Raw genomic sequence first — 12942 nt, 5'->3', positions numbered from 1 at the left:
CTACTAGCTCAATAAATGTTCATGCCAGATATCAAAACCTATCAATAAAATCGTATTGAATGTGAGAAATTATCAATATCTGCGAAATGTATAATTTTTACGCAAAGTAGAATCCCGCCCTGATTTCTTCCTATGCCCTATAATTTTCTTATAACACCCTCTTGTTCAATTAAATAAATGGTATAAAAATAACAATCATAAATCTTATTCCATTTTAATTCATCTATCTAATGAAATAAGAATAATCTCATTAAATTGCAGAGGTATTTCTATGATTTTCAGATCGAATATTAATATTAAAATAGATATTTTGCTAAAAACATGGAGAAAATATCGATATTAGGTTTGAAGTTAAGCCAGAACCGGTTCCGGCTTTTATTATCATTTTTATACCCGTTATCTTTCAAGTTGCTGCTTTGTTGGCTGCATTCACTTGCCGCTGCACTGCAACTTGAAATCTATTGGGTATATGCTCCCGGGGATTCGCCCTCTTGCCGTCTCGATGTATCTTGAAATCCATAGGGTATGTATAAAACCAATAAGTCGCCTGACTCCAACTGTTTAACTATCGTTTCTTCATGTAACGATTGATTGGTTGATTGATCAACTAATATACAACCCTAAAGACAATCGTCAGCAAGATCACTCAACATCCCTATGCACAAGATCGCTCACTTCGTCATACAAGATACTTATACAAAAATATTTTAATGTTTAAAATAGTTTTTAAAAACTGCTTGACTATGAAGTTTTTCTGATTAAAATCACAGCCACAATTTAGATTTTCGTGAAACAAATCACATTTTACCTATAAAGAGAGTTCATCATGAAATCTGTTACATCTTTCATATCAAGTGTTCATAGCGTTGTTATCTACCTGTCAACGCCTCGCTTTCTGTAAGCCTTCTTTTTAACCGATACGTGAAAAGCCAGTTTCTAAGCTGGCTTTTATATTGCTAAAATATCCTCTAACTCCCTTAAAAAATCATCCCATGCTAACAATGCTGAATACAATCATTGATAAATTTCTTTAAATAAAATTATCAGCAATCCATCACTCTTAAGTCACATAGTTAAGTGCAGTATCATTAGATTGAGAGTAAACAGGTTCGTATTCCTTTAAATAATTCATTGGGTATTTTGTCATCCCAAGTCTTTCGAGGTGATTATTTGATCGGTTTACTGGCAGTGATGAAATACTGCCACTAATCACCTCTCTTCAAGTTGCCTCCTTGTTAGCTGCACTCACCCCGGTCACATAGTTCACTATGCTCCCGGGGGTTCGCTCCTTTGCCGTCACGATGCATCTTGAAATCCATAGAATATATTCATTTAGTCGAATCCATTTGTTATTAATAATCCAATGCGTTAAGAATTCATTTCTTCAACAAGGCAACTTCATCCGCATTTTTCTGGCACAACAGAGTAAGATTAGTAATAGAACGGGTAAGATTATCTATAGTACTCTTCAACTTTTTAATATCCATTTCCAGCTGCTTATTTTTTATATCCAATGCACTCATTCTTGCCAATTCAGCATATAATTGCTGACCATTCACCGCCTCCGCACTGTTCCTTGAAATATCCCCGGCAGCAACATTCACAATCTTACGTTGATTACCCGGTTTTCCTACAGAAACAACATTCGATTTGCTGGCAACAGAATTCGCACCGAGTGCAATACTTCCACTTGCTGTTACAGAGGCGTTTTGACCAATCGCAATTCCCTGAGACGCACTAACATTAACCTTTTGCCCCACGGCAATAGAAGATGAAGATGCGGATTTAGAGTCTGATCCTAATATAATGCTCCTACTTCCTGTTACAGAAGAGTTTTGACCAATCACAATTGCCTGAGACCCACTAACACTAACCTTTTGTCCCACAGCAATAGAAGACGTGCCGCTGGATACAGAGCCTTCTCCTAATGCAACGCTCGCACTTCCTGTCGCAGAAGAGTTTTGACTAATCGCAATTGCCTGATTCCCCCTGGCAATCGCTTTTTGCCCCAGAGCAACAGCAGCAGAACCACTGGATACAGAGTCTGCTCCCAATGCAACACTCGAATTTCCTGTTGCAGAGGCGTTTTGACTAATTGCTACTGCCTGAGACCCACTGGCAAGAACCTTTTGCCCCAGAGTAATAGAAGCGGTACCATTGGATACAGAATCAGCACCAATCGCAATTGGCCATATAACTTTATCGACTTTATTCTCATCCTCCTTCCGACCTGCCAGTTGATTTTGCCCAATAGCAATAGCGGCCTCACTAATTGACTTAGAAGCTAATGGTGAAGCACCAACTGCTATAGCATTTATTGCTGGTGCTTCTGCATTCCCAAGGATAACTGAATCTTTACCAACTTGATCAGTTACAGTTATATTTATATTCTTTGTAGACATATATACCTCTTAATTCAGAAATTAAATTACCATACCCTTCATCCTTCAAGTTGCTGCTTTGTTGGCTGTTTTAACTTGCCGCCGAGCTGCAAATTGAAATCTATTGGGTATATAATAATTCATCTTCATACTTGTCATCATGAAATATTAAATCAAATTGATTTAACTTTAAAAACACATTATAACCCCCACTTTTCACGCGAGCTTAAATTAAATCCACTCATCGTTAAAATAAAGTATTATACGTAAAACTCAATTTGTAAATAAATTAAAATTATGAGGCTGTGAAATATATTTCATGGAGTTATTTAATGTATCACGCAGCTTCATTAAATACAATGACTTATCAATAATGTTAATATAAACCAACCGACACTATGTTATTTTCATATATTTCATTGTTAACAATACAACTATTTATATAATTTACCCAAGTAAATGCAGTTAGTATACTGATTATCAATACTCCATTTTTATAGAATAAATTATTAAGGATGTTGGATTCAATTAATAATTGCAATTTTTCAGAAAGGTGTTCAGTTGCTATAGTCGGTATCTTTCCTGCCAAAGGCAAAACACCCCAGGAAATAAAAAAATGGATATCCAATAAATTACTTATACCCAATAGATTTCAAGATGCATCGCGACGGCAAGGGAGCGAATCCCCGGGAGCATAGATAACTATGTGACCGGGGTGAGTGAGTGCAGCCAACAAAGAGGCAACTTGAAAGATAACAGGTATATCATATATTCTCAGCCTAATAGCCAAGAATATATGAAATAACAACCAGCGGGTATTAATAACTCAATGCATCAAGAAGTCGTTTCTTCAATAATGCAACATCATCTATACTATTCTGAACCAACAGAGTAAGATTGGCTATATCACTTTCCAGCGATTCAATCTTTTCTGCCAGTTCTTTATTCTTTGCATCCAATAATATATCAATCCTTGTCGATTCAGCATATAATTGCTGACCATTTACCGCCTCAGTACTGTGATTTGAAATATCCCCAGCAGCAACATGTATAATCTTACGCTCGTAGCCCGTTTTTCCTACAGAAACAACATTCGGTTTATTAGCAATAGCATCTGCACCTAATGCAACGCTGCCTTGTTCTGTTGCAGAAGAGTGTTGGCCAATCGCCACGGCCTGAGTTGCACTCGCAGTCACCTTTTGCCCTAAAGCGATAGAAGCCAAGCCACTGGATACGGAATCAGCACCAATCGCAATTGGCCAAACTACCTTTGCATCACCCTGTTTACCCGCCAGTTGATTTTGCCCAATAGCAATGGCCGCTTCACTGATTGTTTTAGAATTTCGGGGTGATGCACCTATTGCAATAGAATGTACTGCCGGTGCTTCTGCATGTCCAAGTACAACTGAATCTTTGCCCGTTGTTTGTTCAGCTATATCGGTATTTTCAATAGACATATTAAACCTCTTAATTTATAGATTAAATATACCTGTTATCTTTCAAATAGTTTACGAACCGTTATCCTTGCAACATGCAACAATCCAAATCTTGTTTATACCTCGGTAAAAACTTATTTTACGGGACGCATTTCACTGACAGTATCAGCCAGTTCAATCAATGCAAGATGGCAATCTCGTCCGGTAATGATCACCGTCTGATTAATTGGCCGTTGGTTTAATGCCTTGATAACTTCATCCGGTGATAAATAACCATTACTTATCATATAAGTCAGTTCACCAAGCACCACCAATGATAATGTAGGATCATGCATCATACGCAACGCATGTTGCCAGACCCCAGTAGCAGCAATATCCTTGGTACGATTTTGCGCTTCTCCAGCCAAGTCCACCGATATTAGCTGAAATTCAACTCCATACAGCTGCAACAAAGCACGCTCACCCGCTGACCATGCTTCCTTAATAAACTGGACAACCCCCGCCTTTAATCCATGACCTAATGCTCGCGTAATCGTCCCTATCGCTGCGGTTGTTCTCCCTTCGCCATTACCGGTATAGACGATCACAATCCCTCTACTTTCCTGAGCGGCTGCAACCTGAGCCATAAATCTCTCTTTCTGCCGCTGTTTTCTCTGTTTATATCGCTCCTCACTCATTTATATGACTCCAACATGTTAGTCCGCTAAAGAACAATTATCTGTTTTGTTTGTATTGGCTGGAGATGATTCAGAAAGCAATGTTTCTACCACACGATCAACTTGTTGACGATCTTGACGGATCAACGATTGCATTAATAGTTCACTAGTAAAAAACCGCTCCCAAAAATAACGACGAGCTGCCAGATTATCAAAATGCTGTTTTACCCGTTGTCGGAGTGCTCCACCGTAAGCAGCCAAATGCCCAAGATGTATCGGTAGCAGTTGTTCTAGTTTTTCACGCAATAACCTGACCAATACCGGTGCACTGCCACCAGAGGAGATAGCAATCACCAGTGGAGAACGATCAATGACTGACGGTGTAATAAAACTGGCCCGATGTGGCTCATCCACCACATTACAGAAAATGCGCCGTGACGTCGCACAATCACTAATATAACGATTAACGGCGGTATCATTGGTCGCAGCAATAACCAACCAGCAGAGATCAAGCCAATGAGGTTCGAACTCACCGCAAATCAGTGTTACCTGACCAGCTGCATCCCAGATATGGAATTGTGAGGTGAATTCCCGTGCGTTAACCCGTAGATGGGCGCCAGCGTCTAATAACAGACGCGCTTTACGCTCGGCCACCTTACCGCCGCCAACCAGCAGACAGGTTTTATCCCGGATCTGACAAAATATCGGCAAATAATCCAACATGATCCCTCCTCCTATAGTTAACGCACACCACCGGGTATCATACTCAACATATGCTGACGTGGATAAAAACGGGTGATGCCCCGGCGCTTCAACCACCAGCATAAGTATTCAACATCATGATGATGGCGATCACACAATAACCCGACAACACTGCCACTATGAGCAACATTCAGCCCGTAAATACCACTCAGTTCTACCAGTGCCAGCAAACTATCAAATGCCGGTTTTACCAACAGCTTTTGGCTAGCTTGTGCACTGAGCGTTGTGGCTTCCCCCAGTCGCCAGCAATCCCGTGTAGCAACGGCCTCACCGAATAGTTTCCAGGCATGCTCTAGCGCTGCGGCATTCTCCAGTAATGTTAGATGACGATCTAAACGGTGATAATCAGCTGTGATCAATGTTTCCGGGCTTTCTAATAACAGAATATCGACAGGTGGCTGCCAGTGACATGAAATTTGAGTGGCGCCCGTTTGATGATCAAACAAAGTAAGCTGGCTGAACAGCGTACTATCAGTAGGCTCCAACTGGACACAAAAACCAGCCAGTGTCGTTTCATCAAGGGTTTTCCCCAGATAACGAGCCGTCGCCAAAGCCGTAGCGGCAATATCAGCGGTACTACTTGCCAACCCTTTTGCTACCGGAATCGTAGAAGTCAAGGAGATGCGTAAACCTCGCGCCATCTCCACCGGCAAGTCAAAATACGCCAATACCGCTTTCATCATTTGGCGCATACGAGGACGCTCACATTTTTCCGGTACCCCCTCTGTAATGGAAACCTCACTGAACCAATTCACCGGACAGGAGATTAACTTTTCACCACCCAGAATCCATCCTTGGATCAGTTCACCGCACGATGCAGGGCAGCGAGCTTTAGCCATAACCCAATACCTGATGTAACGCCGATATCAGACGATGATTATCATGCTCGCTCTTTATGGCGACCCGGTAATGAGCTGCACTCAAACCCGGATAGTTAGCGCAATGACGGATGAGTATTCGGTGTTTCAATAATGCTTGCTGTAGATCGATTTCCGGGCGCAAACAGCGCAGGAAAATGTAATTCGCTGCGGGAGGCCAAACGCACAATTCCGGTAACGCGGCCAGTGCTTGATAGAGCCAACGTTGCTGCTGAGCTAGCCAACAGTGTGTTGCCTGAATGTAAGCGTTATCATTGAGAATGATTTCACCGGCCAATGCCGCAAAAGCATTAATGGTCCACGGCTCCCGCCAATGTTTCATTTCTCGGATACCCCTCACATCACTACTAACCAGATAACCAAGGCGTAGCCCTGGGATGGCAAAAAACTTGGTTAATGAACGCAGAATATAGAGACGGGGAAAATCAGCTATCTGAGGAATAAATCCGGCAGTATCCGGGAGAAAATCGATAAATGCCTCATCGACAATCAGCGCAATATTATGTTGACGGCAACGTTCAAATACCGCCTGCAATAACGCAGTATCTGGCATCAAACCGGTTGGATTATTGGGTGTAGCAAGAAACAGACAATCAGGGCGACAACGATCCAATTCCACCAGCAAACACTCATCAGGCTGATAACCATCAGCTTCACTCATCACATAATCATTAATCTGGCAATCAACCCGCTGTAAGGCTCTCCGGTATTCAGCAAATCCCGGTATTAATAACATGGCCCGACGCGGCTTAAGATAATTCACCACAGCGTAAATTAATTCGGTAGCACCGTTACCTGCGATCAGGTTTTCGATAGCGCAATGATGAGCCTGTGCCAACGCTGCATGTAACCGGCGATATTCTGTATCAGGATAATGCTCTGCGCGCTGTAATTGGTCGATAATGGCTGTTTTCAGGGATTCCGGCATGCCCAACGGGTTAATATTAGCGCTGAAATCCGTTATCTCTTCTGCTGTAACACCAATTTTCAGCGCCATCTCCAACACATTACCGCCATGTTCGTTCATCAAATACCCTATCCAGATGTTAAATAGAAAATCAGAGCGCCATCAGTGATGGGACTGAAGCCAATAACAAACGATCCCGGCTAAAAGCCAATGTTTCCCGTAGACGCACCACATCACCGATAACAATCAATGCCGGAGCAGTCAATCCTTGGGCCGCCACTTGCTGCGCCAGAGTCATTAACGTTGCGCTGGCAACCTGCTGTTGCTGATGGCTGGCATACATCACAACCGCAGCCGGGGTTGTCGGCGCTTTACCACCGGCAATAAGTTGTTCACAAATGCTTGCCAGTTGAGTCATCCCCATCAGAATCACTAACGTACCTTCTAGCTTTGCCAGCGTCGCCCAATCTTGCGGCTCATTTCCCTGACGCAGGTGACCCGTAATAACGTGAAAACCCGAAGCATAATCACGATGGGTAACCGGAATTCCCGCACAAGCCAGACCACCAATTGATGAGCTGATACCCGGTACAACTTCAAAAGGGATTTTCGCCAGTGCTAACGCTTCGGCCTCCTCACCACCACGGCCAAACACATAAGGATCGCCCCCTTTCAACCGGACGACGTTTAACCCTTGTTGTGCACACTCCACCAGGATTTGATTAATTTGCTGTTGCGGCACTGGGTGATAATTCGGTGTTTTACCGACGTTAATCATTTTACAACCATCAGGTGCTTCCGATAACAGATCTGTGCTGACTAACCGATCATACACCAGCGCATCAGCCTGACGGATACAATGCAATCCTCTGACAGTAATCAGCGCTGCATCACCCGGCCCCGCACCTACCAACCAAACTTTTCCGCTATTGATCATTTTTCTTACCCCGTAACGAAAGTCTGTTGGAAGATATATTACCGATAGCCCGCAATACGATATGGTGTGAGATCAATAATTCTTCACTTTTGTTAATGAGAATATGTCTGGCACATTCTGACCTTATCTGCTTGTTTCTCCTGATAACCTGTCCCCGCAGCTTGTACCTACATCGTTTTCATTATAATACCTAATGTTTTTGTGATTGCAGTTGTCTTTTTGACCAAATCGCTGGCATTTAATACTGATTTATAAAAAAAGATGCCAACATACGCCTTATTACAGACAGAGGGCGTAGCTATGGAAGCCAAAGAATTATTCAGTGTCGGTATTGACATCGGTACCACCACCACACAGGTGATTTTTTCGCGTCTGTTGCTGGTGAACCGTGCAACGGTATCCCAAGTACCACGTTATGAATTTGTTCGCCGCGAGATCATCTGGCAAAGCCCAGTGTTATTTACGCCCGTAGACTTTGCCGGGCAACTGCGCGAAAACGAACTACTCGGTTTGATTCAGGAACAGTATCAAGCAGCAGGGATCGATCCAGAAAATATCGACTCCGGTGCCGTGATCATTACTGGTGAAACCGCTAAAACATGCAATGCTCGCCCTGCGATCATGGCACTGGCACAGAAACTGGGAGATTTTGTTGTAGCAACCGCAGGGCCGCATCTGGAATCAGTGATTGCCGGTTTTGGTTCTGGTGCTCAGGCATTGTCACAACAGAAAATGGTTAAAGTGCTCAACATTGACATTGGCGGCGGCACAGCGAACTACGCTTTATTCGATGCTGGCCGATTGGTTGCCTCTGCTTGTTTAAATGTCGGTGGCCGCTTATTAGAAACCGACCCACAAGGAAAGGTTTTACGAGCACATCCGCCCGGAACACGGATTGTTCATTCACTGTTTGGTGAAAACACAGATGTTCAACATCTGACAGCCACGCAATTGCAACAGATTACTGAACGAATGTCACAGTTGCTGTGGGAGGTCGCCGTTGGGCATCTCACACCATTGGCAAAACAATTACTGATGACAGAACCACTACCAGATTGCGGTAAGCTCTATGCTGTCACTCTCTCCGGTGGCGTAGGTGAATGTTATCGTGAAGCATCAGACAATGATCCATTCCGTTTTCATGATCTGGGGCCGCTATTGGCGCAGGCGATTCATCGTGATAATGATTTCGCCAAACTGCCATTGCAAGTACCAAAACAAACTGTGCGCGCCACCGTGATTGGCGCTGGCGCTCATACATTATCACTATCCGGTAGCACTATCTGGCTTGATACGCTATCACTACCCCTGTGTAACATTCCCGTCGTCCATCCTGAAGCAGAAACCACTGAATCACTGGTAGAAGACTGGTTACACGCGCTGACACACATGGATCTCAATGCCGAACAAGATCTGTATGCATTGGCTCTGCCCGATACCTTGCCGGTAAATTACGCCGCCGTACAGACCTGTATCGCGGCTTTACAAGATTTTTCCGCCCGCTATTCCTCTTCTCATCCGCTGCTGATCGTTGCCAGCCAAGATTTCGGCAAGGCACTGGGTATGCTGCTACATCCCTTGATGGGAGGACGGCAATTGGCGGTTATAGACGAAGTTATTACTCGCACCGGAGATTATATCGACATTGGCATTCCACTATTTGGTGGCACCGTCGTTCCCGTCACCATCAAATCATTGGCTTTTCCTTCCTGAGAGAGCGTAAATATGAAACTAAAAACACAGCTTTTTGGTAAAACATATCAGTTTAAAGATATTAAACAGGTGCTGGCAATGGCCAACGAACTGCGTTCAGGGGATATATTGGCCGGGGTGGCTGCCGAAAATTCTCAACAACGCGTAGCCGCTAAACACGTCCTCTCGGAAATGACGATAGCGGATATCCGTATGAACCCAGTTATTCCCTATGAAGAGGATTCCGTTACCCGCATTATTCAGGACGACATTAACGAAATCGCCTATGCCCGCATCAAAAACTGGCGCATTGGCGAACTGCGTGAATACATACTGAACGATGAGACCAGCGTGGATAATATTGCCTTTCTTCGCAAAGGGATTAGTTCTGAAGTCGTCGCGGCGGTGGCAAAAATCAGCTCTAATGCTGACCTGATCTATGGCGCGAAAAAAATGCCGGTGATCAAAAAAGCCAATACCACCATTGGGATGCCGGGAACATTCAGTGCTCGTCTTCAACCTAACGATACCCGTGACGATGTACAAAGTATCCGCGCTCAAATTTACGAAGGATTATCCTTCGGCGTGGGTGATGCGGTTATCGGCGTTAACCCGGTAACAGATGACGTAGAAAACCTGACTCGCGTGCTAGACACCCTCTACGAGGTAATCGACAAGTTCGCTATCCCAACACAAGGCTGTGTCTTAGCCCATGTCACCACGCAAATAGAAGCGATTAAGCGTGGCGCTCCGGGTGGTTTAATCTTCCAAAGTATTTGTGGCAGTGAAAAAGGGCTGAAAGAGTTTGGGGTAGAGCTGGAAATGTTGGATGAAGCACGTGCTATTGGCGCGGAATATTGCCGTCTTGCCGGCAGCAACTGCCTGTATCTTGAAACCGGACAAGGTTCAGCCCTCTCTGCCGGCGCTCACTTTGGCGCTGATCAGGTCACGATGGAAGCACGAAACTACGGCTTAGCGTGCCACTATGATCCATTCCTGGTGAATACCGTTGTCGGTTTCATTGGGCCGGAATATCTCTACAATGACCGCCAAATCATCCGCGCCGGACTGGAAGATCACTTTATGGGAAAACTCAGCGGCGTTTCAATGGGATGTGATTGCTGCTATACCAATCACGCCGATTCCGATCAAAACCAGAATGAAAACCTAATGATCCTATTAGCAACCGCAGGATGTAACTTCATCATGGGAATGCCACTTGGTGATGACATCATGCTCAACTACCAAACATCTGCTTTCCACGATACCGCCACCATTCGTCATTTACTCAATCTGCGCCCATCTCCAGAATTTGAACGTTGGCTGGAGCACATGGGATTAATGGCAAATGGCCGTTTAACATCACATGCGGGTGATGCATCGTTCTTTTTCTGATTCTTTACTGAGATAAATGACCATGAACCAAGAACAAATTAAAAAGGATGCAAACAATATGGTATCTGACCAAAACCCCCATGCACCTCCTGAGATCACCGACGAAACTGAGAGCTGTACGCCGGATTTAGGCTCCTTAGAAGCCAAACAGTGGATCGGTGTCCAAAACCCGAACCGCATGGAAGTCTTACAGGAATTACGCCGCAGCACGGTGGCGAGAGTCGGTACCGGCCGCAGCGGTCCGCGGCCACGTACACAGGCATTACTGCGTTTTCAAGCTGATCACTCCCGTTCTAAAGATACCGTGTTAAAAGAAGTCCCGGTTGAATGGATAGAAAAACGCGGATTGCTGGAAGTGCAATCTCAAGTTAGCGACAAAAACCTCTATTTAACTCGCCCGGATTTGGGAAGAAAACTCAGTGCGAATGCGGTAGAAACCTTGCTGACACAGTGCAAAACTGGCCCCGATGTACAAGTTGTAATCTCTGATGGCCTTTCTACTGATGCCATTACCACCAACTACGAAGATCTTGTGCCACCACTGTTAAAAGGGTTGGAACAGGCAGGAATATGCATCGGCACCCCGTTTTTTGTACGCTATGGTCGCGTCAAAATAGAAGATCAAATTGGCGAGTTACTAAAAGCTAAAGTGGTTGTCTTACTGATTGGAGAACGCCCCGGATTAGGGCAATCAGAAAGCCTCTCCTGCTATGCAGTTTACCAACCGGCAGTAGAAAAAACCGTTGAGGCTGATCGTACCTGTATCTCTAATATTCACCGAGGTGGCACACCTCCCATCGAAGCCGCGGCAATTATTGTCGATTTAGCGAAAAATATGCTGGAACAGCAAGCTTCCGGCATTGCTCTTAGTCGTTGATGGAATGGCAGCTATACCCTATGGATTATCTTCCCTTTACAACAGCAGCACAATAAAGCGCTGACCACAGCCGCCACTGGTGTGATATTCGCCATATCTCATTCACCCACACCAAACAATTTCACGCCAGGCGCGGCTTGTTCTAACATCAACAAGGCCCTTTATATACCAGACTAAATAAATATGCGGCGGCTGCCGGTAAAAAATTATAGATACGACTGGTACAATTTAATGTATAGAAAGTAATAAAATATAAATTTTTAACCGAAAAAATACAATATTTTGTGTGTTCTTATCAAGAAATTATTTATTTTTATATTGTAATCAATATTTTTCACAAAAATGTTAATATGGAAATCCAGCTAATCTACGAAATACAGGGTTAAAATCAGCATTTATTAGGTATAACAAAACAATAGTTATGTTATAATAAGTCATTATATCGACAAAATATTATAGGTTAAATAAATGGATTTGGAAAAATTAAGAAAATTAACCCTCAGTAGCGGATTCACATTTAAAGAACTTCTTATGATGCAAAGGACTTTTAAAAATCTTGACGATGATGAAAGAAGATATGTAATAAAGTATTACACAAAAAGCGATAATATTTACAACGTTATAATAGTGCTTGCTGAAGATGCCGGTGATCCCGTGTTATTTTTTTCTCTCATGTATGTAGGCTGCATAATAATGGAGATTTTCCTCTATGACGAGAATTCAATATTCTATTTATCATTAGTATCAATTCTTTATATCATTTCAACAATAATATGCATATGCTATAAATCTTTTTATCACCGCTATCGTTATAATTTTTTCACATGCATAAAATTAGTCATTTTCTATCTTCGCCTAAAAATAAAAGAAAATTTAAAGCAGTTATAAAAACGAGTTTAAATAAATGAACTTAACTGACTTAAGAAAATTAATATTAAATAGTGGATTCACTTTAAAAGAATTGCTTAAGATAAAGAGAAAATTTATTATGCTATATAAAGATGATCCTGATGTTTATGAT

The 12942-nt window shown here is 43.1% G+C and carries 9 protein-coding genes and 1 pseudogene; 3 read left to right on the top strand and 7 right to left on the bottom strand.

All coding sequences use genetic code 11. The features are described 5' to 3' along the window. Positions 1–1376: 1376 nt before the first annotated feature. The 7 genes and pseudogenes from AM629_RS24785 to cobA form a co-directional block, all read right to left on the bottom strand. Positions 1377–2402, bottom strand: coding sequence for a hypothetical protein (locus AM629_RS24785; RefSeq protein WP_072161949.1), 1026 nt, complete (start codon positions 2400–2402; stop codon positions 1377–1379). Positions 2403–3199: 797 nt separating this feature from the next. Continuing rightward, positions 3200–3838: a hypothetical protein gene (locus tag AM629_RS19240; RefSeq protein ID WP_054481165.1), complete on the bottom strand. Its 639-nt coding sequence runs from the start codon at positions 3836–3838 to the stop codon at positions 3200–3202. Positions 3839–3951: 113 nt separating this feature from the next. Continuing rightward, on the bottom strand, positions 3952–4494 hold the full coding sequence (gene cobO / locus AM629_RS19235) for a cob(I)yrinic acid a,c-diamide adenosyltransferase (protein WP_054481163.1): 543 nt from the start codon (positions 4492–4494) through the stop codon (positions 3952–3954). Positions 4495–4563: 69 nt separating this feature from the next. Further along, positions 4564–5193 (bottom strand): annotated as a pseudogene (locus AM629_RS19230) (NAD(P)-dependent oxidoreductase); the annotation flags it as partial. A 20-nt stretch (positions 5194–5213) separates the two neighbouring features. Beyond that, the gene (locus AM629_RS19225; RefSeq protein WP_054481158.1) at positions 5214–6074 is read right to left on the bottom strand and encodes a GHMP family kinase ATP-binding protein; all 861 of its coding nucleotides are present in this window, start codon (positions 6072–6074) and stop codon (positions 5214–5216) included. After that, positions 6067–7140 (bottom strand): threonine-phosphate decarboxylase CobD, encoded by a 1074-nt coding sequence (cobD, locus tag AM629_RS19220; RefSeq protein WP_054481157.1) that lies wholly within the window; start codon positions 7138–7140, stop codon positions 6067–6069. Before cobD ends, AM629_RS19225 begins: the two co-directional genes overlap by 8 nt. Before the next feature lie 31 nt (positions 7141–7171). Then, positions 7172–7954, bottom strand: coding sequence for a uroporphyrinogen-III C-methyltransferase (gene cobA, locus AM629_RS19215; protein ID WP_054481167.1), 783 nt, complete (start codon positions 7952–7954; stop codon positions 7172–7174). A 303-nt stretch (positions 7955–8257) separates the two neighbouring features. Between cobA and eutA the strand changes: the two genes are divergently transcribed. From eutA to eutC, 3 genes are read left to right on the top strand one after another with little or no spacing between them, the layout of a single operon-like run. Then, entirely contained in the window at positions 8258–9670 is a 1413-nt protein-coding gene (gene eutA, locus AM629_RS19210) for an ethanolamine ammonia-lyase reactivating factor EutA (RefSeq protein WP_054481155.1), read from the top strand. A 12-nt stretch (positions 9671–9682) separates the two neighbouring features. Next, positions 9683–11044, top strand: coding sequence for an ethanolamine ammonia-lyase subunit EutB (locus AM629_RS19205; RefSeq protein WP_054481153.1), 1362 nt, complete (start codon positions 9683–9685; stop codon positions 11042–11044). 58 nt (positions 11045–11102) lie between these two features. Beyond that, positions 11103–11921, top strand: a complete 819-nt coding sequence (gene eutC / locus AM629_RS19200) for an ethanolamine ammonia-lyase subunit EutC (protein ID WP_235525536.1) — start codon at positions 11103–11105, stop codon at positions 11919–11921. The last annotated feature ends 1021 nt before the right edge of the window (positions 11922–12942 follow it).

This window comes from Photorhabdus heterorhabditis (assembly GCF_001280945.1).
In the GTDB taxonomy this organism is placed as follows: domain Bacteria; phylum Pseudomonadota; class Gammaproteobacteria; order Enterobacterales; family Enterobacteriaceae; genus Photorhabdus; species Photorhabdus heterorhabditis.
Note: the sequence above shows the minus strand (reverse complement) of the source record. Positions and strands in the feature narration are given on the sequence as shown.